Source organism: Marinobacter sp. KM021, from assembly GCF_050707965.1.
GTDB lineage: Bacteria > Pseudomonadota > Gammaproteobacteria > Pseudomonadales > Oleiphilaceae > Marinobacter > Marinobacter shengliensis.
In genome coordinates this window covers 4,427,776-4,453,969 of record NZ_CP136129.1, presented here as the reverse complement: position 1 = coordinate 4,453,969, position 26,194 = coordinate 4,427,776, and the positions used below count along the sequence as shown (strand labels likewise).

General features: G+C 54.6%; 22 protein-coding genes. 13 read left to right on the top strand and 9 right to left on the bottom strand.

Annotated elements, in window-relative coordinates:
* The 6 genes from RVM24_RS20845 to RVM24_RS20820 all read left to right on the top strand — a co-directional run bounded on the left by RVM24_RS20845 (position 1) and on the right by RVM24_RS20820 (position 5,896).
* Positions 1-1,044 (top strand): glycosyltransferase family 9 protein, encoded by a 1,044-nt coding sequence (locus tag RVM24_RS20845; RefSeq protein ID WP_431474686.1) that lies wholly within the window; start codon positions 1-3, stop codon positions 1,042-1,044.
* The gene (gene gmhB / locus RVM24_RS20840) at positions 1,041-1,595 is read left to right on the top strand and encodes a D-glycero-beta-D-manno-heptose 1,7-bisphosphate 7-phosphatase (protein WP_431474685.1); all 555 of its coding nucleotides are present in this window, start codon (positions 1,041-1,043) and stop codon (positions 1,593-1,595) included. The genes RVM24_RS20845 and gmhB overlap by 4 nt, the downstream gene beginning before the upstream one ends.
* A gap of 40 nt (positions 1,596-1,635) precedes the next feature.
* On the top strand, positions 1,636-2,499 hold the full coding sequence (locus RVM24_RS20835; RefSeq protein WP_152437283.1) for an aminoglycoside phosphotransferase family protein: 864 nt from the start codon (positions 1,636-1,638) through the stop codon (positions 2,497-2,499).
* An 87-nt stretch (positions 2,500-2,586) separates the two neighbouring features.
* Positions 2,587-3,576 (top strand): hypothetical protein, encoded by a 990-nt coding sequence (locus tag RVM24_RS20830; RefSeq protein ID WP_228715488.1) that lies wholly within the window; start codon positions 2,587-2,589, stop codon positions 3,574-3,576.
* Positions 3,577-3,596: 20 nt separating this feature from the next.
* Positions 3,597-4,607: a WavE lipopolysaccharide synthesis family protein gene (locus RVM24_RS20825; RefSeq protein WP_431474684.1), complete on the top strand. Its 1,011-nt coding sequence runs from the start codon at positions 3,597-3,599 to the stop codon at positions 4,605-4,607.
* A 26-nt stretch (positions 4,608-4,633) separates the two neighbouring features.
* Entirely contained in the window at positions 4,634-5,896 is a 1,263-nt protein-coding gene (locus RVM24_RS20820) for an O-antigen ligase family protein (protein WP_431474683.1), read from the top strand.
* On the opposite strand, the gene RVM24_RS20815 is transcribed toward RVM24_RS20820, so the two are convergent.
* The 3 genes from RVM24_RS20815 to glnE all read right to left on the bottom strand — a co-directional run bounded on the left by RVM24_RS20815 (position 5,884) and on the right by glnE (position 10,621).
* On the bottom strand, positions 5,884-6,639 hold the full coding sequence (locus RVM24_RS20815) for a 3-deoxy-D-manno-octulosonic acid kinase (RefSeq protein ID WP_431474682.1): 756 nt from the start codon (positions 6,637-6,639) through the stop codon (positions 5,884-5,886). The genes RVM24_RS20820 and RVM24_RS20815 overlap by 13 nt on opposite strands.
* 75 nt (positions 6,640-6,714) lie before the next feature.
* Complete coding sequence (locus RVM24_RS20810; protein ID WP_072678366.1) at positions 6,715-7,638, bottom strand: branched-chain amino acid transaminase; 924 nt, start codon at positions 7,636-7,638, stop codon at positions 6,715-6,717.
* Positions 7,639-7,714: 76 nt separating this feature from the next.
* Positions 7,715-10,621 carry a bifunctional [glutamate--ammonia ligase]-adenylyl-L-tyrosine phosphorylase/[glutamate--ammonia-ligase] adenylyltransferase gene (gene glnE, locus RVM24_RS20805; RefSeq protein ID WP_431474681.1) on the bottom strand — a complete coding sequence of 969 codons (2,907 nt, stop codon included), beginning with the start codon at positions 10,619-10,621 and terminating at the stop codon, positions 7,715-7,717.
* Positions 10,622-10,701: 80 nt separating this feature from the next.
* On the opposite strand from glnE, the gene RVM24_RS20800 reads away from it, so the two are divergent.
* The 3 genes from RVM24_RS20800 to RVM24_RS20790 all read left to right on the top strand — a co-directional run bounded on the left by RVM24_RS20800 (position 10,702) and on the right by RVM24_RS20790 (position 14,159).
* Positions 10,702-11,871, top strand: coding sequence for a potassium channel protein (locus RVM24_RS20800; RefSeq protein WP_374787311.1), 1,170 nt, complete (start codon positions 10,702-10,704; stop codon positions 11,869-11,871).
* An 8-nt stretch (positions 11,872-11,879) separates the two neighbouring features.
* Positions 11,880-13,235 carry a magnesium transporter gene (gene mgtE / locus RVM24_RS20795; protein ID WP_431474680.1) on the top strand — a complete coding sequence of 452 codons (1,356 nt, stop codon included), beginning with the start codon at positions 11,880-11,882 and terminating at the stop codon, positions 13,233-13,235.
* Between the two features lie 195 nt (positions 13,236-13,430).
* Positions 13,431-14,159 carry a TorF family putative porin gene (locus RVM24_RS20790; protein ID WP_431474679.1) on the top strand — a complete coding sequence of 243 codons (729 nt, stop codon included), beginning with the start codon at positions 13,431-13,433 and terminating at the stop codon, positions 14,157-14,159.
* A 76-nt stretch (positions 14,160-14,235) separates the two neighbouring features.
* On the opposite strand, the gene RVM24_RS20785 is transcribed toward RVM24_RS20790, so the two are convergent.
* The 5 genes from RVM24_RS20785 to typA all read right to left on the bottom strand — a co-directional run bounded on the left by RVM24_RS20785 (position 14,236) and on the right by typA (position 20,192).
* Positions 14,236-15,093 carry a CYTH domain-containing protein gene (locus tag RVM24_RS20785; RefSeq protein ID WP_431474678.1) on the bottom strand — a complete coding sequence of 286 codons (858 nt, stop codon included), beginning with the start codon at positions 15,091-15,093 and terminating at the stop codon, positions 14,236-14,238.
* A 94-nt stretch (positions 15,094-15,187) separates the two neighbouring features.
* Positions 15,188-16,210, bottom strand: a complete 1,023-nt coding sequence (locus RVM24_RS20780; protein ID WP_431474677.1) for a porin — start codon at positions 16,208-16,210, stop codon at positions 15,188-15,190.
* 492 nt (positions 16,211-16,702) lie between these two features.
* The gene (gene dtd, locus RVM24_RS20775) at positions 16,703-17,158 is read right to left on the bottom strand and encodes a D-aminoacyl-tRNA deacylase (RefSeq protein WP_431474676.1); all 456 of its coding nucleotides are present in this window, start codon (positions 17,156-17,158) and stop codon (positions 16,703-16,705) included.
* Between the two features lie 106 nt (positions 17,159-17,264).
* The gene (gene pip / locus RVM24_RS20770; RefSeq protein ID WP_431474675.1) at positions 17,265-18,227 is read right to left on the bottom strand and encodes a prolyl aminopeptidase; all 963 of its coding nucleotides are present in this window, start codon (positions 18,225-18,227) and stop codon (positions 17,265-17,267) included.
* Between the two features lie 153 nt (positions 18,228-18,380).
* Positions 18,381-20,192 (bottom strand): translational GTPase TypA, encoded by a 1,812-nt coding sequence (typA, locus tag RVM24_RS20765; RefSeq protein WP_072678372.1) that lies wholly within the window; start codon positions 20,190-20,192, stop codon positions 18,381-18,383.
* Positions 20,193-20,583: 391 nt separating this feature from the next.
* Between typA and glnA the strand changes: the two genes are divergently transcribed.
* The 4 genes from glnA (at position 20,584) to ntrC (ending at position 25,481) form a co-directional block, all read left to right on the top strand.
* Positions 20,584-21,987, top strand: coding sequence for a glutamate--ammonia ligase (gene glnA, locus RVM24_RS20760; protein ID WP_138438185.1), 1,404 nt, complete (start codon positions 20,584-20,586; stop codon positions 21,985-21,987).
* A gap of 198 nt (positions 21,988-22,185) precedes the next feature.
* A complete protein-coding gene (locus RVM24_RS20755) occupies positions 22,186-22,710 on the top strand; it encodes a DUF4124 domain-containing protein (protein ID WP_138438186.1) in 525 nt (174 codons plus the stop codon).
* A gap of 240 nt (positions 22,711-22,950) precedes the next feature.
* Entirely contained in the window at positions 22,951-24,048 is a 1,098-nt protein-coding gene (gene glnL / locus RVM24_RS20750) for a nitrogen regulation protein NR(II) (RefSeq protein WP_286921635.1), read from the top strand.
* Positions 24,048-25,481 (top strand): nitrogen regulation protein NR(I), encoded by a 1,434-nt coding sequence (gene ntrC, locus RVM24_RS20745; RefSeq protein WP_286921634.1) that lies wholly within the window; start codon positions 24,048-24,050, stop codon positions 25,479-25,481. Before glnL ends, ntrC begins: the two co-directional genes overlap by 1 nt.
* 7 nt (positions 25,482-25,488) lie before the next feature.
* On the opposite strand, the gene RVM24_RS20740 is transcribed toward ntrC, so the two are convergent.
* Positions 25,489-26,151, bottom strand: coding sequence for a response regulator transcription factor (locus RVM24_RS20740; protein WP_138438189.1), 663 nt, complete (start codon positions 26,149-26,151; stop codon positions 25,489-25,491).
* Positions 26,152-26,194 lie beyond the last annotated feature (43 nt).

Here is a 26,194-nt window from a genome sequence, read left to right as displayed (position 1 = left end):
TTGTCTGCGCCACGCTCCATCTGCCTGCTGCGCCTGTCAGCCATTGGCGACACCTGCAACGCCGCTGCAGTGGTGCACGCCATCCGGCAACATTACCCGGAAGCTGAGATCACCTGGGTGATCGGCAAGGCCGAAGCCGCACTGATGGCGGGCATGGACGGCGTCAACTTTGTCGTGTTTGACAAGAAACAGGGCTTGGCCGCATACCGCAACCTTCGGCGCCAGCTCCAGGGCAAACGGTTTGACGCCCTTCTAATGATGCAAGTCGCCCTGAGAGCGAACCTCGCCAGCTTGTGCGTTTCCGCCAAGCGACGAATTGGCTACGACAAAGCCAAGAGCAAAGAGCTGCACAGCCTGTTTATCAACGAACGGATTGAGCCAACGGACAAGGTCCACGTGCTGGACAATTTCCGACAGTTCCAGAAAACGCTGGGCATCCCCCTTGAAGCACCCGACTGGAACATTCCGGTTAATGCGGAAGAGCGGGACTGGGCCAAAGCCCAGCTCGACCCGGGCACCCGCAAACACCTTATTATCACCCCCGCCGCCTCTAACGCCGAGCGCAACTGGCTGCCCGAGCGATACGCGGCCGTGGCTGACTACGCCGCCAGTCAGGGTTTTTCCGTGTATCTGTGTGGCGGCCCGGCCGATCATGAAAAGGAATTGGCCGCCAGCATTCAGGCGCACGCCAGGCACTCACTGCATAACCTCGTTGGGCAATCGAACCTTAAGCAACTGTTCGCCCTGATTGGCGAAGCCAGCCTTGTGCTAGCCCCAGACACCGGCCCGGCCCACATGGCCGTTGCCGCCGGCATACCCGTTATTGGCCTCTACGCTCACAGTAACCCGAAACGTACCGGTCCCTACCTTTGGCAAAACTACGTGGTAGACGCCTATACCCCCGCCCTGAAACAGATGCGAGGGGAAACGCCGGAACAAAGCCGCTGGGGCCAGAGGCTCAAGGGCGAAGAACTGATGGAGAACATCACGACGGAACACGTTATCGACATGTTGGACCGCTGTATTCAGGAACAGAACCTATGACCAACAAAGCCGTATTTCTGGACCGGGATGGCGTGATCAACGTGGATCACGGCTATGTTTATCGCAAAGAAGATTTCGAGTTTGTCGATGGTATATTCGAGGCCTGCCGGCACTTCCAGAAACAGGGTTATCTGCTGATTGTCGTCACTAACCAGTCCGGCATTGCTCGCGGCATGTACTCAGAAGCTCAATTCCAGGAACTGACAGACTGGATGGTAGAACGATTCAAGGAGCAGGGTGTAACCATCACCAAAGTTTATCATTGCCCCCACCATCCGGATTTTGGGCCCGAAGATGAACGGGGCTGCGATTGCAGGAAGCCTAAGCCGGGGATGATATTGAGGGGGATTGAGGAGTTTGAGCTGGATCCGGCGGAGTGCATTATGGTCGGAGATAAATCAAGTGACGTTGCAGCAGCGGAACGAGCCGGTATCGGTACAAAGGTAAGGGTGTTGACCGGCAGCCTCCTTGTAATGTTGCCTAACAACGAGGCCTCACTATCTCTGCTAACGCATATTGGCCAGATTATCCACGATAGATCGTCGGCCTAGTGTGATTACACAAGACAAAATAGAAAGGTAAGGAACGGGAATGCCACATCAGCCTTCAATTGAGATTTCTGGCAATTCGGGATGCACCGTAAGGCTGCTTACTCATGACCAGCGAATCATGGTTGAAAAGGAATGCGCACTCCCGTCGTATATTCCGCGTCTCCAGGCACAAATTCGCAAACAAGACAACTTCCGACATGCACTTAAGAACCCTGCCATAATAGTCCCAGAACTCTATGATGAAGCGGACAATCCCGCCTTCTATTCCGCACGAATGGAATTTCTACCCTACCTGAACTTCATCGACTTCCTTGGCGTTTGTTCCGTGCCTGCGTTAATGCAAAGTATCAAAGCAATCGAAGGCTTCATCGATCACAACCTGCGAACCGACTACCAAACAGTTAATACATCGGCTTTGGTAAAGCTGGATGAAATATCTCGCAACATTTCAGGGGAGCCTCAAAAACAAGAGATCGACCAACTCTTCGGGAATAAATTGCGAGACCGATTAACAAAAAAAGAAATTAATATTCCTCATGGTTGGTGTCACGGCGATTTTACCCTGTCCAACATCGTTTTTTCTGCCAATGGTAATTGCATCGGCCTATTCGATTTCCTGGACAGCTACATCGACTCCCCAATCATGGACCTAGTCAAGCTCCGGCAGGATACACACCTTCGCTGGTCTCTCACCAAATCCAAAAAACCATTCTCTCATCTTCGAGTCTGCCAAGGCCTCCGGCAGTTGGATATATTTGCAAAACGTAAGCTTTCAGCTCTCGGAATCTCCGGAAAAGAGTACAACCTACTCCAATCTGTCAACGTTCTAAGAATTTTGCCGTACGCTAACGACACAACCACTTTAAACTTCATTCAAACATCCCTGAAGACTCTGGAGGACTAAATGCACCTAATTCTACCAGTTGCTGGCAGCTCATCACGGTTCCCAGACATGAAACCCAAATGGCTACTTACGCACCCCAGGGGCCACATGATGATTGTTGAAGCGATCAAAAAACTGGACCTGGATAAATTTGAAAGTATCAACCTGATCTGCTTACAGGAACATGAAGATAAACATTCCGTGAGAGTCGCGATTGAAACCCAGTTTGATGAAATTGGCTACAGAGACAAGCTTCGTTTTATCATGCTGAAAGAACGCACACGGAACCAGCCCGAGACGGTTTATCAAGGGCTCAAGGCTGCGGGCATCACCGGTCCAATATTCATTAAAGACTCTGACAACCAGTTTTCTGCTCCCGTTAAGGAGGGAAACCACGTCTGTTGCCTGGATCTCCACGAGCTAGAAACCGTTAATGCACGAAACAAAAGCTATATAGACATTGACGAGTATGGTTTTGTCCAAAATATTGTTGAGAAAAAGATCGTGAGCTCAACATTCTGTGTGGGAGGCTACGTTTTTGAGTCAGCCCAAACCTTTATGAGCATTTATGAAAAGCTAAGCAGCGACTCGCACGACCTTTACATCTCTAACATTATTTATCAGATGCTCCTGGACGGCCATACGTTCAACGCCCTGCATAGTGAAGATTATTGTGACTGGGGAACGATTCGCGAATGGAATCAATATAAGGCTCAATACTCTACGCTTTTCGTAGACCTTGATGGAACCCTGGTAGAGAACTCGGCCCAGTACAACTCACCATACTGGGGCGAAACCAATGGCATAACAAAGAACATTCAGGTCCTGAACAAACTTCACAAATCTGGAAAGGTCCAGATAATTATTACTACATCGCGGAAGGAAAGCTTTCGGGAAGCGACCATCAAACAACTTGAGCGCCTAAATATTCCTTACGACGATATTATTTTTGGCCTGGTGCATGGCCGAAGAATCGTAATCAATGATTACGCCCGAACAAACCCTTTCAAGAGCTGTGACGCAATAAATATCAAACGCAACAGCGACGACCTCAAAGAAATGCTTGAAGAGTCTATTGGCTTTGATATTGGCATCTGAAACCTAATACGAGCATGAGAATGAGCGACTTTTCTGACATTAGCGTGGTTGTCCAAGGCCCCGTGCAGAGCTTTCAGGACCGTGAACAAGAACCAGGCATTACCCAGAAATGCCTGGAGTCAGTTCGGCAGCATCTTCCTGGCAGTAAGATTATCTTGTCCACTTGGCCAAACCAAGATCTTGAGGGGTTGGATTACGATGAATTGGTCATCTCTGAAGATCCCGGACCCAATATCCGCTACTTTAAGCGCGACGGAACTCCGCAACGTTTCAACAATAACAGGCAGATTGTCTCCTCGCGAGAAGGCTTGAAACATGTGTCAACTCGTTACGCGGTGAAGCTTCGCAGCGATAACTTTTTGACTGGCAGCCAGTTTGTAGACCTGCAGAAAAAATTTCCAATTCGTTCTCAGCAGTACAAGTTCTTTGATGAACGGGTTGTCGTTAGCAATGTTTTTACGCGCAAATATGCCAAAGGTTATCCCGTTGCATTCCATTTAAGTGATTTTTTCTACTTTGGCTTAACAAGCGATTTAAGGATGATCTGGGACTTGGACCTATACCCCGACGCCCAAGATCCCATATCCGAAAACGAAGCATCGTTACGAAACGACTTTCCTATTGACTGCACCCAGATGTTCTGGCTTTCTGCATTACAAAAATTCGACCCAGATATTGGGTTAATTGGCCTGCTGGACCGGTCTGGGGATGCGATTAATCGATCACGCTCCATTTACGCAAACAATCTCGTTATAGCTGCGCCAGAAGAGCTGGGGTTAGGGTTGTGCCAAAAGTTTCTTGGTTCCGCACGCATCTCCCGAACCAAGGGGCAATGTGCACAATGGCAGCATATTGAATGGATTAATGCTTACCGGGAACTTTGTGAAAACAAGAAGGGCTCTTTCCTTGCTTCATCAGAGCTTTTAGCACTCTTCCTCCAGAGACTCATCTATGTCTATCCGACTCGAATTGAAACCCGATTAAAGCTAAGAAAGTGGAATCGGGCGATCGACAAGCTCCGCCAAAGATAAACTCTCCTTAACGCAGTGGGCATAAAATGATTTCAGCTAATTGGCCGAACCGAATTACATCGGCCTCTGTTATGATGTTCGGCCTTCTCGCGCTAATCGCACCTACAGGTTATTCTTGGGGACCAGTCTTACTGGTCTTGGCCAGTGTTTTTACCTTCGTTATTCCGAGTTATCGCCCAAATTGGCCAAGCAGCGATTACGTTCCTCTAGCCACGATACTTATCCTTATTTTTGTAGCTGCCGCAACGGAAATCCTTTGGCATGGATTGAGTTCACGGTCGTTTGATCGCCCTAGCAGGTTCATATTCGCGCTCTTCGTGATCCCCTTACTAGCACACTACCCTCCCAAAGCCCAATATTTGTGGTTAGGTTTTGCCGTTGGCGCAGTTGGTGCTGGTGGATGGGCCATCCACCAAGTTTTCTTCGAAGGAATGTCCAGAGCTCAGGGCGAGACTCAGGCTATTCAGTTCGGAAATATCGCCATGCTGATGGGATTAATTTCCCTCGTTGGATTCCTTTGGTTTCAGCAGCTCACTCGCCCAAACAATTTCCTCAAAATTTTGATGCTGGCCGGATTCGCCGGAGGCATTACAGCGTCGTTCCTCTCTGGAAGTCGCGGGGGGTGGCTTGCTCTCCCGGTTGGGCTTGTTCTAACACTCTACACATACAAGTTTCAGCTATCCGCGGCTCGCAGTATCGGCTTAATTGCATTATCCATTGCTGTTATCGCGGCTCTTTCCATGGCCCCTGATACCGGTGTGCAGAAGCGTCTGGATCGCGTTTTCTATGAAACAAAGGAGTATTTTACGGAGGCAGATGCCACAACCTCCATCGGTGCTCGGCTAGAGATGTGGAAAGCGGCCGCCAAGCTGGGTTATCAAAGACCTTTTCTGGGATGGGGTAGCATTCAGGTAGAAATCGAGAAAGCAAAACTAGCCGAAGCGGGGAGAATTGACTCAGCAATCCTTAAATACGGTCACGCCCATAACGATTTTCTGGATAGCTGGCAGAAGCGTGGGCTGCTGGGGCTCGGTGCGTTGATCGCACTGTACTTTGTTCCTTTGTTCTTCTTCATGAAAAAACTGACTGACGGCAGACCAAAAACCAGGCCGATGGCCCTTGCAGGCGCATTGATGTGTACAAGCTACATAATATTCAGCTTGTCTCAAGCTTTTTTCGAGCACAACAGTGGGGTTATGGTCTATGCGTTTTTGCTCGTTACGCTGTGGGCTCTATGCGTCGAATCCGAGAAAGACGATGAACAACCTTCGCCAGATCAAGCAAAATAGGCCCTCAGAAGCTTAGGCCAACCGTTATCCACTGTTGACAGCGGTTCACCGGCCTGCTCCACAACCTTAACCAAGGACCTGTGCAGTCTCTCCAGGTTACTGGTCTGCCACCCCTTGCCTAGTGCACTTGGTTTGTGGCGGATAACGGATCGATCGAAATCGATCAGGAATCCCTCGCCGTGTTTGAGGAGAACGTTAAAGCAATTCAAATCTGCATGATCTAAGCCCTGATCATGAAACGCCCGGATGAGCCTGCCAACGATTTCCCAGTTTTTGCTGTCAGCCGAGCCCGACAGACAGTCTCCCCAGGCAACCGCCCCAGTTAATCGCTCGATAATAATACTGGCGCTGTAGGTGGGGCCTTGGCGAACGTATGCAGCCGAGATTGGTTTTGGAACGGGCAATCCCAGATTGTGAAGCTTTTGAAGAAGGCGAAACTCGGCAAATGATCGGGTTTTGTTTTCGCCAAGAAAAACGTATGCGCTTTCACTCACTCTCGCTATCAACCCTCCCCGCCGATAGTGCCTAAGCACCCAATCCTGCTCCGGGCGCTCAACAAACCAAGCACTCCCACGCCCCCCCGAAGAAACCGGTACCGCGCGCTCACCCCAATAATCAGGGTCAAACCAATCAGGGTCGAACTGTTCTGCCCACTCAGGCACCACCAGTGCGTTGATGCCATCGCGACTTATGTGTACTTCCGTATCTGAGCCCACCACCGAACCTCTCAAAAGGCCATTCACCAACAACTCTAATAAAAAAGCCGCCCCACGGGAAACTTGGGGCGGCTTCTACACTGATCGAACACGATTTCCGGGTTAGCGAACTGCCGTCAGCCACTCCTGATGCGCAGCAAGCTTCCCCTTAACCGCATCAAAATACATGCTCTGCAGCTTCTCGGTAATCGGCCCACGCTTGCCTTCACCAATCTGACGGCCATCCAGCTCACGGATCGGCAGTACTTCAGCGGCGGTGCCGGTGAAGAAGGCTTCTTCGGCCACGTAGACTTCGTCACGGGTGATGCGGCGCTCTTTCACCTGCAGGCCCAGGTCTTTGGCGAAGTCGATGATGGTGGCGCGAGTGATGCCTTCCAGGCAGGAGGTCAGTTCCGGCGTGTGCAGCACGCCGTCACGCACGATAAAGATGTTCTCGCCGGAGCCTTCAGCCACGTAGCCTTCGTTATCCAGCAGCAGAGCTTCTTCGGCACCGCCGGAGATGGCTTCGTTCAGGGCCAGCATGGAGTTGATGTAGTTGCCGTTGGCCTTTGCCTTACACATGGTGATGTTCACGTGGTGGCGGGTGTAGGACGAGGTGCGCACCTTGATACCCAATTCTTTGGCTTCCGGCGACATGTAGGACGGCCAGCTCCAGGCGGCAACCATCACGTGCACTTTCAGGTTGTCGGCACGCAGTCCCATGCCTTCGGAGCCCAGGAACGCCATGGGGCGCAGGTAGGCTTCATCGAGATTGTTTTCACGAACCGCGGCACGCTGGGCTTCGTTGATCTCATCCTTGCTGAACGGCATTTTCATGTTCAGGATGTGAGCGGAGCGGAACAGGCGGTCGGTGTGCTCTTTCAGGCGGAAAATCGCCGGGCCGTTCGCGGTGTTGTACGCACGCACGCCTTCAAAACAGCCAAGACCGTAATGCAGGGTGTGAGTGAGGACGTGGGTTTTGGCGTCACGCCAGGGAACCATTTCTCCGTCCAGCCAGATAACGCCATCGCGGTCAGCCATCGACATTCTGTTCTGCTCCTAAAAAAGCGGTTTTCGGGGAACCGGCATTCTAGCAGGATTCTCTGCCGGAATTGAATGTTGCTTAATCGGCGAGCATCACTTTTTGCCACATGGATCGTATGTAAGCCCGTTCATCCGGAAACGCATCCCCTTCCACCTGGCTATTCAGGTTCTGCAACGCCCGCCGGTGGATGGTGGATCTCAGGGTGATGAACACCTCCCTGAGCTTTTCGGTATCTTCCACCACCATCACGCCGGCACGACCCAGCTCTTCCATCTGCCGGATGTTGTCACTCCACTGGGTCAGTTCAGGGTGCTCGGCGCTCCAGGCCAGCATCAGGTATTGCACCAGAAACTCGATATCGACAATACCGCCGTTGTCGTGCTTTATGTGGAACACCTCTGCCCGCCTGGCCTCGGGCGTACCGAGATTGGCACGCATTTTTTCCCGCATTTCCACCACCTCTTTGCGCAGTGCCTGTTTGTCTCGTGGCTGGCAAAGAATGTTGTGGCGAATGGTTTCAAAGGCTTTCAGGGTATCCGGGCAACCCGCCACCCCACGGGCCCGCGCCAGGGCCTGGTGTTCCCAGGTCCAGGCATCGTTCTGCTGGTATTTTTCAAACGCCTGCAAGGTGCTGACCAGCAACCCTGAATTGCCCGAAGGGCGCAGACGCATATCCACTTCGTACAACTGGCCGGACGGGGTCTGAGTGCTGAGGATGTGGACGATGCGCTGGCCGAGGCGGGTATAGAACACGGCATTGTCGATGGGCTTGTCGCCGTCGGTGGCCAGTTCCGGGTCTGCCTGGTGCACAAACACCAGATCCAGATCTGAGGTGTAACCCAATTCGATGCCGCCGAGCTTGCCATAGCCGATGATAGCGAAGTCGGTATCACAGGCGGAGCCATCAGCCCGGCGCGGATAGCCGTGCCGGCTCACCAGGTTTGCGAACGCCACATCCACCACGTGGTCCAGCACCACCTCGGCTATCCAGGTGAGGTAATCACTCACCTTCATCAACGGCAGGGTGCCTTTGATCTCAGAGGCAGCTACCCGCAGCACATGGGCCTTTTTGAAATACCGCAGCGATTCCATCTGCTCTTCCAGGTCTTCATAGGGAATCCGCAGCATTTGCTGGCGCAGGTCATCCTGCAATTCTTCCTTGGCGGGGGGCGTGTACAGGCTTTCGGCGTTCAGCAACTCGTCCAGCAACAGCGGGGTTTCCGCCAGCAGGCTGGCGATCCAGGGGCTATCGCTGCACAGGCGTACCAACTGGGTCAGGGCGCCTGGATTCTCCAACAACAGCACCATGTACGCGGTGCGGCGAAGAATGGCCTCAACAAGCTGAAGCACCCGCTCAAGTGTTTCTGAGGGATTCTCTACACCTGTCAGGGCGCTTAGCAGCAGTGGCATGAATTCATTCAGTCGTCTTCGACCCTGGGTCTGCAGCGTTTGCACGGTGCGGCTGTCCCGTAAGTCCGTCAGTTTCTGGACGCTGTCTTCAGGGCGCTCGAACCCCTGCTCAGAGAGCCACTCCACGGCAGCAGGCGCTTCCATTTCCGCCAGCCAAAGCTCGAACCAGCCATCCTCAATGCCGGCTTCGCCCTCCTGCTCCTCTTCCTCCGAGGCAATGATATTGGAAAAATGTGTGGCCACACGCTCACGATGCTCTGTCAGGGCCTTCTGGCAGGCGGACCAATCCTCGTAACCCATGATCCGTGATATCCGAGCCAGAGAAAGTGCATCGTCGGGCAGCTCCTGAGTCTGCTTGTCTTCCATGCCTTGAAGGGCATGTTCCAGGTTTCTCAGGAACACATAGGCATCCCGAAGCTCCCGAACCACGGTGGAGGGCAGTAGTTCCAGCTCCTCCAGCTCTTTAAGGATCACCTGTAGTTCCCGCTGCTGCAGCTCCCGGTCCCTGCCGCCCCGAATCAGCTGAAACGCCTGCACCACAAACTCGATTTCACGGATGCCGCCGCTGCCCAGCTTGATGTTGTTTTCCAGCCCCTTGCGGCGCACTTCCCGGCTGATCATTGCCTTCATATTGCGCAGCGACTCAAAGGCACTGAAATCAATGTACTTCCGGTAAACGAAGGGCCGGAGGCTACTCATCAGCACCTCCCCTGCCCGCTGGTCGCCCGCCACTACCCGGGCTTTCACCATCGCGTAGCGTTCCCAGTCACGGCCCTGGTCCTGATAGTAGGTTTCCAGCGCTGCGAAACTCAGGGCCAGGGCGCCGCTCTGGCCGTAGGGGCGCAGGCGCATATCCACACGGAACACAAAGCCATCGGCGGTGATCTGGTCCAGCGCCTGGATCAGTTTTTGCCCCAGACGAATAAAGAACTGCTGGTTATCCAGGGCTCGCCGACCACCGCGCGTTTCGCCCTTGCCCGGGAAGGCGAAGATAAGATCAATATCAGAAGAGACGTTCAGTTCACGGCCGCCGAGTTTGCCCATGCCCAGCACCACCATTTTCTGGGGAGCTTCCTCACCGGTTACCGGGTCTTTGCCCCAGGGCGTGCCGGACTCTTCACAAGCCTGTTCGTACAGCCAATCCAGCGCGCCATCAATACAGGTATCGGCGAACGCACTGGTGGCGGCGATGGTTTCCTGAAGGTCGGCCCATTTAAGGAGGTCCCGCCAGATAATCCGGAACTGGATCTCCCGCCGGAATTGCCTGAGTGCGGCGTGCAACGCCGGTTCAGAATCCACCGAGCCCCGGAAAGACGCCCAGCGCTCCGCCAGCCAGGATTCGGTGGTGGGTTCTTGCAGTGGCCGTACCTGTACCGCCGAGCGAATCTGCTCAGAATGTCGCTCTATGGTTTGCCGCAAGAACAGGCTTCGGGCAAAGGCTTCGGCAATATCGGCTTCCGTCAGGTCTGCGTCATCGGTCAACCAGCCTGGAATCCCGTCCGGGAATATCGAAGCCCAACAACCTGACACATCGTTGGCCAGTTCCGCTGGCAATGAACCCCAAGGCTCAGACATAACGCAAACCCCTGTCTCTCTGATATATTTCCGGTACTGTATAACGAACTCGCCAAGGACTGAACAGGCACGCCAACTCTATGATGCGCAATCGCCGCCCGCTGAATCCCGAACATACGCAGTCTCACCTGCCCATGGGCGGCCTGATCCGCAATCGTATGCGGCGGCTCTTTGTCATACTGGGCTGCTTGCTCATCACCCAGATACTGATTATCTGGGCGGCAGAGCCTCTGACGCTGTTCGAGGCAGCGTGGATGACCATGACCACTCTGGTCACCGTGGGCTACGGCGATTTCGCACCAGAAACCACCGTTGGCCGCCTGAGCACCATCCTGCTGATGTTTATCAGTGCCATCACGCTGCTGACGTTGATCGTCAGCGACTATATTGAATACCGGTTCTACCGCCGTGAACGAATCCTGACCGGACGCTGGATTTACAACATGAAAGATCACATCGTAATCATTAACACCCCTCGCAGTGGCGGCGAGCAGTACTTCATGCGCTTCGCCTCCCAGATCCGATCCGTGCCCGAGTACCACACGGTACCCATCATGCTGCTGACCCGTCAGTTCCCGGGCGGATTACCTGCAGAACTGTCCGACTGCGGAATGGTCCATTTTCATGGCGCGGGTAACGATCCAGAAGCCCTGAAAGCGGTGCATGCCGGCAGCGCCAAACACATCATTGTGCTCGCCGCAGACGAATCCGATCCATTCTCGGACAGCCTGACCTTCGATATCGCCCACAGATTGGTAGAATCCAACCTGGGCGGGCGAACCACCGTGGAATGCGTGAGTGATCACAATCGCGACCGTTTCAAAACACTTGGGGTGCGCACCACGATCCGTCCAGTTCGCACCTACCCGGAGATCATGGTTCGCGCCGTGGTGGCGCCGGGTTCCGAGAAGGTGCTGGAAGACATGTTCAATTACGAACGCGACCATCCTCACCGCTATGATCTGGAGTTGGACGACCTGGTCTGGGCAGACATTGTCAGCGCACTCGTGCGCCACGGCATAGGCACTGCCCTGGCGTATATCGATCACGACAATGAAGTGATTTGCCACCCTCCCACCAATGAAGAGGTCGAGGGCAAGGGACTGATTGTGCTGGTCCGATCAACAGACACCCCATCAGTCTCTGTGGTTGAGGAGGCCCTGGACCGGTACCGGGAATTCCTCAAGCAGTGGCGAGACCTGCACAGTGACAACGAGCAGAAAGCCGAAGCGATGACTCCGAAAGAGTAAGGTAACTAATGTCATACTTGGACTCCGAATTCTACCAGCCCCTATTTGAGGCCATCGCCACCCGTGACGAGGCGCAGATTCAGGCCGCGGCGGCCACCTTCAATGCCGCCGACCTCGCGGAGTTTGTTGAAGAAAACCCGGATAACGAGGAAGGCATCCGCCTTCTCCGGGCCCTGACAACAGAGCAAAGCGCCAAGGTATTCGGTTATATCGGCCCCAACACCCAAACGTTGATCGCGGAGCTCTTGCCCACCCAAGACCTAGCTGAGCTGGTAACCGCCATGCCCTCGGACGAACGGGCCGACTTCTTCAACCTGCTGGATGAGAACCGCCAGCACGCCCTGTTCCAGTCCCTCGCCAGCAAAGAACGGGAAGACCTTCGGCGCCTGGCAAGCTTTGAGGAAGGCACCGCCGGCGCACTGATGAGCTCGGAATACGCGGTGATCAGCACCGGCATGTCCGCCAGCGCGGCGATTAACCTGCTCAGAAACACCGCGCCGGATAAAGAAACCATCTACCAGGCGTACGTGATCGATAACCAGCACAAACTGGTGGGTGCAGTTTCCCTTCGGAACCTGATTACCGCGATGCCCGGCACGCCGGTGGATGACCTGATTGCTACTGGTCTGGTGACCGCCAGCACCGACACTCCCCAGGAAGAAGTGGCCCGACTGATATCACGCTACGACTTGCTGGCACTGCCAATTCTGGATCAGGACGAACGGCTGGTGGGCATCGTCACCTACGATGACGCCATGGATGTTGCCGAAGAAGAAGCCACCGAAGACATCCACAAAGGCGCCACTGTAGGCAAACTGGAAACCGGCCTGAGGGATGCAACGCCGTTCTCGCTCTACCGCTCGCGGGTGCAATGGTTGGTAATTCTGGTATTTGCCAACATCTTTACCGGGGCCGGCATTGCCTATTTTGAAGACATTATTTCCGAACACATTGCGTTGCTGTTCTTCATGCCGCTTCTGGTCGCCAGCGCCGGTAATGCCGGGGCGCAGTCCGCCACGCTGATGGTACGGGGTATGGCCACCGGCGATGTCACGGTAGCCGACTGGGGCAAACTGCTAGGCAAAGAAACCCTGGTAGCCAGTGCCCTGGGGATCACCATGGCTGCCGCCGTAATGGTGGTTGGCTTTATGCGGGCCGGGCCGGAGATTGCCTTTGTGGTGGCGGTTACCATGATCGCTGTGGTGATGGTGGGCAGCCTCATTGGTATGCTGCTGCCTTTCCTGCTGGATAAGCTGAAGTTCGACCCGGCAACGGCAAGTACGCCACTGATAACAACCATTGCCGACGTCAGCGGCGTGCTGATTTACTTCAGCGTGGCAACAGCGCTTCTGAGCCTGTCATAGCTGACGCACCACTCCGTGATACAATCTGGTGCAGCCGCAAAAAGCTGACGCCCCGAGTTAGTGCGCATTGGGATAACTCAGCAACCCCAACAACGGAGGCTTCACGCACGCTTTTGATTTATATGCAGTTTCATTTATTGGCATCGACTGTGCTTTGTCAACCGTGAGTTAATCAATCGATCCAAGAGGTATCCTATGAGACGCAACGCATACAACCTAACTGCTTCGGTACTCACTGCTTCCCTGCTCGGGACGCTGGCCGTGCCAAGTATCGCCCACGCAGAATTGTCTGCAAATATTGGTGCCGTGAGCAACTACATGTTCCGGGGCCTCACCCAGACAGAAGGTGCCTCCGCCATTCAGGGCGGCGTTGACTACGAAGACGCAAGCGGGCTTTACGCCGGAACATGGGTTTCCACGATAGACTTTGGCGACGAGGCCACGCACGAACTGGATCTCTACCTGGGTTTCGCGGGAGAAGTGGAGGGCATCGCGTATGATGTCGGCTACATCTACTACGCCTACACCGATGCCCCGGAAAACATCGATTTCGGTGAAATTTATGGCGAGATCGGGCTGGGTAACTTTGCCGTCGGTGTAGCATACACTGCTCATAGTGAAAACCAGGACGACGTTTTCGATGAGGGCGACATCTACTACTACGGCTCTGCCTCGCTCCCACTGGCGAACGATTTCGCAGCGTCTTTCACCGTTGGCTACTATGATTTCGATGTTGATGGTAAGGCCGGCTTTGAAGATGCCAGTTACGTACACTACTCAGCCAGCCTTGCAAAGGATGCGAGCGAATTGGGCGAGTTCAGCCTTAACGTCGATTACGCGGACATCAGCAAAAGCGATTCTCCCTTCGGCAGCCCACGCGCTGACAAACCGCAGGTTTGGGTAGGCTGGACCAAATCGTTCTGAAACGTTATCTGCCCGGATAACACAGGCAGTAGTGCAGAGAGGGGTCGGTTATCCGGCCCCTTTTTTCTGTGCACCGTCAGCCTTCCGCCAAGGCCAACTGGAGGAAACCCAGGCGCGGCACATGATCAAGCAGATCTCGGGTGTTGCATCCCGATTTCAGAAAGCCCTCTACCTCGCGCCATGTAGCATGACATCCTGACTCCGTGGATTTCTGAGTTAGCTTTCTGAAACAGTCTTCCGGCAATACCAGCACAGCCCCTGTAAGCCAAGAGTCACTCAACGCCCGCAGGAACCCGTTCACACACTCCCCGTCTTCTGCTACCCGTGCTTCTCTGCCGGTGATACCCGCTAGATAATAGCCATGCTCCGCCTTGCTGATCAGGTTTACCAAAACCGGCACTTCGACAGCAAGCGCCTTGGCCCAGCTGAACAGCAACGAAGGGCTTCCAGACTTCAGCTCAAACTCCACCTCGCACAGCGGGTGAGACCTCCCACCGCCGACAACCTCGCCGCAATCGACGGCCACTTCTACAAGTGCGTCAGCAGTTTCAAGCATCACCACCTGCCTAGTGAAGTTGGTTTCGAAGGCCACTTGGAACTTCTCCATATCCAGCCTTTGCTTTAATGGCGTGTCTTCGAGCAACGACAGGTCAAGCTCGGGCCCCGGCAGAGGCCACTCCCACTCCTGCCGGCGATGCGCACCATCGACAAATTCACCCTGGGTTTTCAGGGTCTGGATATACCGATCACCTGCCTGTCGTACCCGCAAAGCCGCTTTCGCCTGATTCAGTGCCGCATCCGGCGTATCGTAATAGCGATTCACCAGGAGTTTTTGACCACCAGGCTTGGCCTCAGGCTGCGCAAGCAACCACTCCAGGGCTTGCGCCTGCGCCCGCTCCGATAGGGTCAGTTTGATTTCAAGTTCGACGGCCATGGCACGCTCCACAAAAAGTCAGGACAGTATAAACACAAAAGCCGGTGACCTGAGTCACCGGCTTTTGAGACTACTTGATTAGCTGGTTAGCTGATCAGAAGTAGTAAACAGCACCAACAGAAGCGATTGAACGCTCGCTCTTGTCGGCAACGCCATATACGCCGTCATCGCCGCCACCGAGGTAGCCCTCGAAGTATACGTACATGTGATCAGACAAGTTATGCAGAGCTTGCAGTGTAACAGTGTCGATATCTTTGTCAGCAAACTGTGCGTCGCTGAAATTGTCGTCGTACTGAGTCAGCTCATAAGAAAGAGCAAACTGGTTCTTACCAAGAGTATAAATACCCATCACGCCAAAGGTGTCGGCCACATCTTTACGGGTGTGGAATTCGCCGGTCAGACGCAGATTGTCCAGGTTGTAGCTGGCACGCAGACCGTAGGTATTCTCATTGTTCACGCTGGGAACGGTGCTTATGCCATTATAAGCGCGGCCACCGTCGTTTGAGTCAACAGCGAACGCCAGCTCAAGGGCATCAACCTCATACATAGCAGCCAGCTGCCACGGGTAGGACTTTTTGCTTACCTGGCCATCGCCGTCACCGTTGATCTGGACAGCGGCGCCGATAGTCAATCCACCGAAATTAGGAGACAGGTATTGAACCATGTCACCCTCACCTGTGTCATAACTCACCGCCTGGTTCATCAGCAATGCGACTTCATAAAATTCTGAAATCTCTGTTACGGCTAGCTCGTAAATTGTGTCGTCGGTACCAACCCAGAGCTGGCCGAAGCTCTCACCCTTAACACCGATGTACGCTTCATCAATACGGAAACGACCTTCTGGATCGTTCGCACTATTGATGTCGTCTGCGCCCAGGCGATCGATTTCGATTTTGAAGAAACCGGTCAGGCCAGGAGCAACTTCGTGGTCGTGCAACACGCCCAAAGTTGAGCCGTTGTCGAAATGATTAATACTGGAGTTGCCGCCATCAACATTATCATGAGCAATAGCATACTGGATATTACCGTAAACTGTCGGCAGATTACTTTCCTGGGCCAGAGCAGCGCCAGAGAAGGTTGCAGCTGCGATAGCAGAAGCAAGGATAGTTTTTTTCATGTTGCGTCTTCCTTTTTGAGTTAACTCAGGTTTTCGACGGGTTCTAGATCCCGATTTTTGCTGGCAAAGACAACCTGGGGCTGAACTTGCCGGACTCCTGATCGCCTCCCATTTATATCCTGCGGGACACGACATTTTTTCTTTTTATATGACTCAAGCCATCAAGCTGAGCCTTACATCTCAACCACTTAACAGCTTTTCTTAAAGCTCTTAGTGATGACCCTGCTTTAATACAATGAATGTATTTTTGCAAATTTTTAACAACCGGTTTTTAGCCTTTTTGGTGCCTGCAAGGCAACCCTTTATGCCCAAAAGTTTGCCAGCTTTCCGATATGCAGATCACTCAAATTCGAGGCCAGAACAGGCTTTTCCAATCTAAAACATACAGTTAAACCATGCCAAGCCGTTTCACAACATCTTCGTCAAATCATATGCCCGACATTGCGGCACCAGAAACGCGCACACAAAGGGTACGCGCAACATTTCGGGGCATTAACGTTTCTGCGCAACCTCCAGCAAAAAGGTGACTGGCCCGTCATTGATAAGCGCGACTTTCATGTCCGCTCCAAACTCCCCTTCTTCCACACGCTCGCACCCCATTTGGTTACGGGCACTGATCAGGAACTCGCGATACAACGAAACAGCCAGTTCCGGTGCAGCGGCCAGGGAAAATCCCGGGCGGGTACCTGAACGGGTATCGGCAGCGAGAGTGAATTGGGGAACAACAAGGATAGAGCCAGCGGCGTCTTGAACATTAACGTTCATGCGGCCTTGCTCGTCCGGAAAAACCCGGTAGGAAAGAATTTTTCGGCACAGTTCCTTTGCCTCACTCGGTGAGTCGTCCCTTTCAATGCCCAGCAGCAACAGAAGCCCTTTGCCAATGCTGGCAATTTTCCGGCCGTCCACCGTTACGCTAGCTTCCGATACTCGCTGGATAAGTCCTTTCATTCAATCCCTTGAGCAACTACTTCGAGGGTTAAAAATCAGAAACGTCGAGACTGTATCGGCGCGCAACACGGGCCGCAACCCCTTAAATCAAGAAAAGATAATTCAGTCACCCGGCGGGCGAGTCGGTTTGTGACACCACATCCTCTACGGCCCGAATCAGTGCATCGACAATGGCAGGTTCAGACGCGGAATGCCCTGCATCGCGGATAATACGCAGGTCTGCTTCTGGCCAGGCCAGACTGAGCTCCAAGGCGTTATCCAGCGGGCACACCATATCGTAGCGGCCGTGCACAATCACGCCGGGTATTCCGGAAAGCCGCGCGGCATTTCGCACGATCTGGTCTGGCGCCAAAAACGCCTGGTTCACAAAGTAATGGCATTCAATCCTTGCCAAAGCAATCGCAACATGGGGATGCGCGAAACGTTCAACCACCCGGGGGTTGGGATGCAAGGTGGCGCAACGCCCTTCCCAGACTGACCAGGCCTTGGCCGCCTGAATCTGCTCTAGCTCGTTGGGGCTGGTCAGCCTGCGGTAGTATGCCGACACCAGGCCATCACGTTCCACTTCGGGGATGGGGGACACGAAATCCTGCCAGTAGTCCGGAAACACGCGGCTGGCGCCTTCCTGATAAAACCACTGAATATCTCGCGGCCGGCACAGGAAAATGCCCCGCAACACCAGCCCGAGAACCCGCTCCGGATAGGCTTCGGCATACACCAGGCTGAGCGTGGAGCCCCAGCTGCCACCAAACAGCAACCAGCGGTCAATGCCCAGAAACTGGCGAATGGTTTCCATGTCCTGCACGAGGGTGTCGGTGCTGTTGCCTTCCAACTCCGCCAGCGGCGTGGAACGGCCAGCGCCGCGCTGGTCCATCAGGATAATCCGGAAGCGCTCGGCATCGAAAAACCGCCGATGGTAATCCTCACACCCACCACCCGGGCCACCGTGAACCACAAGCACAGGAATGCCATCCGGATTGCCGGATTCTTCCAGGTACAACTCATGGGGTTCGTCCACCGCAAGGCGGTGACGGGCATTGGGTTCAATTTCGGGGTAGAGGTTCAGCATGACGAACTCCGTTTCAGGGATAACGGCAGTCTAGCTGAGATGGACAGGGACAATAAAGGAAGGATTGGTTTGCCACGGAATCCACGGAAAAACACGGAAAACTTCGTTTCTATTTTTCCGTGTCTTCCGTGTTCTTCCGTGGCAAAAAGTCGCTTACTTCTTACCCGCGCGCTTACGCTCGTTCTCGGTCAGCAGTTTCTTGCGCAGACGGATCGACTTGGGCGTTACCTCTACCAGTTCGTCGTCATCAATGAACTCCAGCGCCTGCTCCAGAGTGAACTTGATGGGCGGCACCAGGCCGATCACTTCGTCTTTGCCGGAGGCACGCATGTTGTCCAGTTTCTTGCCCTTGGTGGGGTTAACCACCAGGTCGTTGTCGCGACTGTGAATACCACACAGCTGGCCTTCATAGATCTCCTGGCCCGGGTCGAGGAACAGCTTGCCACGGCTCTGCAGGGTTTCCAGCGAGTAGGTCAGCGCTGTGCCCGTGGCCATGGAGACAATCACACCATTCTGGCGGCTGGTTACGTCACCCAGTTTGATCGGGCCGTAGTGGCTGAAGGTAGACGTCAGAATGCCGGTGCCTGATGTCATGGTCAGGAAGGTATTCCGGAAACCAATCAGGCCACGGGCGGGAATGGTGTATTCCAGGCGGATACGACCCTTGCCATCCGGGATCATGTTGGTCATGTCGCCCTTGCGCAGTCCCATCTGTTCCATAATGGAACCCTGGTGCTGCTCTTCAATGTCAATGATCACGTTCTCGTACGGCTCCTGCTTGACGCCGTCGATCTCCTTGATCACAACCTCCGGGCGGCCCACGGCCAACTCGAAGTTCTCACGGCGCATGTTCTCGATCAATACGGACAGGTGCAGCTCACCCCGGCCGGAGACCTTGAACTTGTCGGCAGAGTCCCCTTCTTCTACCCGCAGCGCCACGTTGTGCAGCAATTCTTTTTCCAGACGTTCCTTGATGTTGCGGCTGGTCACGTACTTGCCTTCTTTACCGGCAAACGGTGAATCGTTGACCTGGAAGGTCATGGACACCGTGGGTTCGTCAACGGTCAGCGCCGGCAGGGCCTCAACATTGGCGGGATCGCATAAGGTATCAGAGATGTACAGCTGATCCAGACCACTCACGCACACAATGTCGCCAGCCTGCGCTTCTTCAACTTCCACACGCTGCAGACCGGAGTGGCCCATGATTTTCAGGATACGACCATTACGCTTCTTGCCATCGGCACCGACAGCCACCACCGGAGTGTTGGTTCTGACCTTGCCACGCATAATGCGGCCGATACCGATCACGCCCAGGAAGCTGTTGTAGTCCAGCTGGGAAATCTGCATCTGGAACGGGCCGTCCAGATCTACGGAAGGCGCGGGCACATGGTCGACAATCGCCTGGAATACGGCGTCCATGTTGTCGTCCAGGTTTTCATGCTCCATGCCTGCAATGCCGTTCAGAGCACTGGCGTAAACAATCGGGAAGTCCAACTGCTCGTCGGTGGCACCAAGGTTATCGAACAGATCAAATACCTGATCTACAACCCAGTCAGGGCGCGCGCCGGGGCGATCAATCTTGTTAACCACCACGATCGGGCGCAGGCCAGCGGCAAACGCCTTCTGGGTTACAAAGCGGGTCTGCGGCATCGGGCCATCAATGGAATCCACCACCAACAGCACACTGTCTACCATGCTCATGACTCGCTCAACTTCGCCACCAAAATCCGCGTGCCCCGGGGTGTCCACGATGTTGATGTCGTAGTCTTTCCATTTCAGCGCGGTATTCTTCGCCAGAATGGTGATGCCACGCTCTTTTTCCTGGTCGTTGGAATCCATAACGCGCTCGTTTTCGAGCTCTTTACGGTCCAGGGTTCCGGACTGGCGCAACAATTGGTCAACCAGGGTGGTTTTACCGTGGTCAACGTGGGCAATAATGGCAACGTTTCTAAGCTTATCAATCACAACGGGTATCCTGCAGAATTTAGCGGCGAGCAGTATATAGAAAAGTCCATGTCGATAATATGAAGAATAGTGCCTAATATGTAACCAATCGGCTAATGCACCGTTATCAGGCAGGATAAGAATCAATGCACCAATAAAGTGCGCGCATTCAGTACAAACAGCACCTGTAAGCTGCACTCTGGTGCGCCAGAATCGCCCCAAAGCCTTGCCGCTGCGCTTTTCTGGCGCAAAACCGAAAAACTGGCAAGCCCCTTGCTTAACCTTGTGCAGCCGTAATTGAAAGGTAAGAGCCAACAGCTTCTGTTAAGCTGCCCTGACCTGAAAAAGATCGGGCTTCAGCCCGCTGAACGATCCGGCATAACGAACACGACATCACTACGGAGCATGCACAATGTCCAAGACGATTGATTTGATCAAAGAACACGAAGTGAAGTGGATTGACCTGCGCTTCACCGACAGCCGCGGTAAAGAGCAGCACGTCACCCTGCCCGCCACTGAGGTAGATGACGATTTCTTTGCTGACGGCAAGATGTTTGACGGCTCCTCGATTGCTGGCTGGAAAGGCATCAACGAATCCGACATGATCCTGATGCCGGATGACGAAACCGCCGTGCTGGACCCGTTCACCGAAGAAACAACGGTCAACATCACCTGCAACATCGTAGAGCCTTCTACCATGCAGGGTTATGAGCGTGACCCCCGTTCTGTTGCCCGTCGCGCCGAAGAATACCTGAAGTCTACCGGCATCGCCGATGGCGCGCTGTTTGGCCCGGAGCCGGAGTTCTTCGTGTTCGATTCCGTAAAATGGAATGTGGACATGCAAGGTGCGTCCTACCACATCCATTCTGAGGAAGCTGCCTGGGTTTCCGGCGAAGACTTCGATCGTAACAACATCGGCCACCGCCCGGGCGTGAAAGGCGGCTACTTCCCGGTTCCGCCGGTCGACAGCCTGCACGACCTGCGTGGCGCTATGTGTGCCGCCATGGAATCCATGGGCCTGGACATCGAAGTACACCATCACGAAGTGGGTACCGCCGGCCAGTGTGAAATTGGCGTTGGCGCCAACACTCTGACCCGCAAGGCTGACGAAGTTCAGATCCTGAAGTACTGCGTACACAACGTGGCCCACGCCTACGGCAAAACCGCCACCTTCATGCCCAAGCCGGTTGTGGGTGACAACGGTTCCGGCATGCACGTGCACATGTCCCTGAGCAAAGACGGCAAGAACCTGTTCGCTGGCGACAGCTATGCCGGTCTGAGCGAGGCCGCTCTTTACTACATTGGCGGTGTGATCAAGCACGCCAAGGCCATCAACGCCTTCACTAACAGCTCTACCAACTCCTACAAGCGTCTGGTTCCGGGCTTTGAAGCTCCGGTTATGCTGGCTTACTCTGCCCGTAACCGCTCGGCCTCTATCCGTATTCCTTACGTCAATAGCCCGAAAGCGCGTCGTATCGAGGTTCGCTTCCCTGACCCGTCTGCCAACCCGTACCTGGCCTTCGCTGCGCTGATGATGGCTGGCCTGGACGGTATCCAGAACAAGATCCACCCTGGCGATGCCATGGATAAGGATCTGTATGACCTGCCGAAGGAAGAAGCCCTGAACATTCCGAAGGTTGCGGAAACTCTGTCTGAAGCCCTGGATTGCCTGGAAGCAGACCACGAGTTCCTGACCCGTGGCGGTGTATTCACCGAAGACATGATCGCAGGCTACATTGACCTGAAACGCGGTGAAGTTGAGAAGCTGAACATGACCACTCACCCGGTTGAGTTCGATCTGTACTACTCCTGCTAATGCAACGCACCAATAAGGTGCAGAACATTTAAGCCTGAAAGCCCCGCCCCGTGCGGGGCTTTTTTGTGCCGTTTTTCTCAAATCCCGCCAAACATCCCGCGCCCTTAACGATATGTAACCAAGGGACTGCCCTCCGGCGTTGAAATGCCCGAAGCCGCCGCCGATAATCAAAACAGTCCACTACCGCAGGTTATTGTCATGAAAGCACCACTTACGCTCGCAACCGGTTTTTTACTCTTGGCCACCGCGTCTGCCCACGCAGAGGTTTACCGCCATGTGGATGCCCAGGGCAATGTAACCTTCTCGGACGAGCCCATGCAGGGTGGTGAAGAAATCGAGGTTAAACCGGTAACCACCATCACACTGCCACGGCCTGAAGCGGTGAGAGAAACCGATCAACTGCTTGAGGAAGTGGAGCGCGAGGGCGCTGCCTACGAACGGGTTGAACTGGTTTACCCTGAACATGATCAAGCCTTCCACAGCGGCAATGGCGATGTCACCTTCGAAGTGCGCAGTACCCCGAGTCTGCGGCGAGGTCATCGTTATGAGGTTACACTGGATGGCCAGCCCGTTGGCCAGAGTTCATCAGGCTCCATTACTGTCCGTAACGTTGACCGAGGCACGCACCAAGCGGGCGTTCACATTGTTGATCGCGACGGCATACAAGTGAAAACTGGCCAGCCAATTACCTTTACCATCCACCGTCCCTCTCGGCTAAACTGATATTTGCGCACCGATTTAGTGCATTTGCACCACCATAAAGCCATACTTTGGGCAGCGAAGGGGCACAATCCCGGCTGCCTGTAGCAACTAGCTCCCCATCTGCACCAACCTACAGCATCCGGATGCCCTCCGGGCCCTGCTGTGCCCGCACTTAGACCATCGTCTTATCTCAGCAGACAAAACTGGTTCGGTTTTTGCAAAACCCGGGTAACCACCATGAGCTCAACACGGAAACCAAGCATGTCGTTCCAACCATCCAATTCGCTAGGAAGCGGTTACAAGAGCATTCTGGACAGCCTGACCACGGCCGTCCTGGTGCTGGGAAACGACCTGACCATCCGTTACCTGAACCCCGCCGCCGAAAGTCTGTTTGAAACCAGCATGACGCGGAGCCAGGGCCTGCCCCTGAAAGACGTGCTACTTGACTCCGAAGATGCTCTGAAAACCCTTCATGCAGCGGCAGGCAACGGCCAGTCCTACACCCGGCGGGAGGCAGAATTCGCGTTACTCAGTGGTTCACGGCTGACCGTAGACTACTCGGTTACCCCCATCAGCCTTGAGCCCATGGAGCTGTTGATCGAGATCCAGCCCCGGGACCGGCTTATGCGCATCAGCCGCGAGGAAGACATTATCTCCCAACAGGAGACCACCCGGATCCTGGTTCGCGGCATGGCCCACGAAATCAAGAACCCATTGGGCGGCATTCGCGGCGCGGCTCAACTGCTTGACCGGGAGCTGAACGACGAAGACCAGCGCGAATATACCCGGGTAATCATTGACGAGGCGGACCGCCTGCGTAGCCTGGTCGATCGTATGCTCGGCCCCAACAAGGCGTTGAAGATTGCCCCCACCAATATCCACGAGGTGCTGGAACGGGTTCGTACTCTGGTTGAGGCAGAGAGCAAAGGCCGGGTCCGCCTGAAACGGGATTACGACCCCAGCATCCCCGAGTTCCCGGGCGACAAGGAACAACTGATCCAGGCATTCCTGAACATCGCCCGCAACGCGATGGAAGCCGCCTTCGAGAACGAGGTCGCCACGCCTTCCGATGTAGCGCCGACCATCACTTTCCGTACCCGTGCGCTTCGCCAGTTCACCATCGGACACCGTCGTCACCGGCTGGTGTGCCGGGCCGACATCATCGATAACGGCCCGGGTATTCCGGCGGATCTTCTACAGAACATCTTTTATCCCATGATCAGTGGCCGGGCCTCAGGAACCGGCCTTGGCCTTTCTATTACCCAAAGCATCATCGGCCAGCACCGAGGGCTGGTGGAGTGTGAGAGCGAGCCCGGAAGAACCGATTTCATCATCTTCCTGCCTCTGGAGGACAACTAATGAGCCAACCGGCAAACGTCTGGATTATCGACGACGACAAGAGCATTCGCTGGGTGCTGGAACGCGCCCTGAACCAGGCCGGTATGCAGCCGCGGGTTTTCGACAGCGGCGAAAGCATCATGATGAGGCTGGAGCACGAACAGCCCGATGCCATCGTCAGCGATATCCGCATGCCCGGAGTAGACGGCATCACCCTGCTTTCACAGATTGTCGACAAGCATCCAGATGTACCGGTGATCATCATGACCGCCCATTCGGACCTGGAGAGTGCGGTCACCAGTTATCAGACCGGTGCCTTCGAATACCTGCCCAAACCCTTTGATGTAGACGATGCCGTGGCCCTGGTGAAACGCGCTGTGGCCCATAGTCATGAAAAGCGGGCTGCGAGCGAACCCCTGGCCGACAGTGCCCAGCGCAACACCGAGATCATCGGTGAAGCCCCGGCCATGCAGGAAGTGTTCAGGGCCATCGGCCGCCTGTCCCACTCCAACATCACGGTATTGATTAACGGTGAGAGCGGCACCGGTAAGGAGCTGGTGGCCCAGGCTCTGCACAACCACAGTCCCCGGGCCCGCAACCCGTTCATCGCCCTGAACATGGCTGCCATCCCGAAAGACCTGATTGAGTCTGAGCTGTTCGGCCATGAAAAGGGTGCTTTCACCGGTGCCGGTGCAGCCCGCCAGGGGCGATTCGAACAGGCTAACGGCGGCACCCTGTTTCTGGATGAAATAGGTGATATGCCAGCCGACACCCAGACCCGCCTGCTGCGAGTATTGGCCGATGGCGAATTCTATCGGGTAGGCGGCACCACCCCGATTAAAGTGGATGTGCGTATCATCGCCGCCACTCATCAAGACCTGGAAAAACTGGTTCAGGCAGGTAGCTTCCGTGAAGATTTATTCCACCGCCTGAACGTCATCCGCGTGCACCTGCCCAAGCTGGCGGAACGGCGCGAAGATATTCCCCGCCTGATGCAGCACTTCCTGAAGCGGGCCGCCAAGGAACTGGCGGTTGAGCCCAAGTTGTTGCGCCCGGATGCCGAAGAGTACCTGACCACCCTGCCGTGGCCCGGCAACGTCCGCCAGCTGGAAAACACCTGCCGCTGGCTGACCGTGATGGCCAGTGGGCGCGAGATTCATGTCGATGACCTGCCACCGGAGCTGTTACACCAGGCGGAAAGCGAGCACAACGCCACTGGCCAGACCTGGCAGGAAGGCCTGAAAAACTGGGCAGAACAGGAACTGAAGCGCGGCAAGAAATCGATCCTGGACACCGCCGTGCCAGAATTCGAGAAGATCATGATTGAGGTGGCACTTAAACATACCGGCGGGCGCCGCCGGGATGCGTCCGTGCTGCTGGGCTGGGGCAGGAATACGCTGACCCGGAAGATTAACGAACTGAAAATCGATTCTGCTGAGGACTCGGAAGACTAAGCAGCCGTTAATCCTGAGAGACGGACGCCGCTGGCTGCGTGCAGATCTGAACCAGCCCGGCATCGATGGCGAAGAAGACCAGCTTCGCCATCGACTCGATTCCAAGGCTGCTCTTAATGGCGGTCACCGTATTGGCCACGGTTTTCTTTTCGATTGCCAGGGCATGGGCAATTTCATCATTGCTTAACCCGCGAGCCAGCATGGAAAACACTTCAAACTGGCGGCGCGTCAACTGCTGCAGTTTTGAGGACTCAGACGCCTGATCATTGAAAGACGATTTCATGATCAGATCGTATTCAACAAAAATTTCACCTTCGGCAACTCGCTGAACGGCCTTGATCAGGGTGTCGGTCTCGCAGGACTTGGTAATGTAACCCATGGCGCCCACCTGAAGAGCGCGCTTAACGATGGGAACTTCGTTGTACATGCTGAAAAACAGGATACGCGCGTCTTTCTGATCTTCCAGAATACGGGCCGCTGCTTCTATGCCGCTGATGCCCGGCAAGCCTACGTCCATAATAATCAGATCCGGCTGATGCCTCCTGCTGAAGTCGCAGGCTTCCTCCCCAGATGCAGCCTCCATAATTTCGCAGGGTTCCAAGGCCATCGATAACAGGCTGACATAACCCTGTCGCACCACCGCATGATCATCCGCAATCAGAATTTTCATCTCGGACTCTTTTGTTGTTGGTATTCACCCGCCAAGATTATCA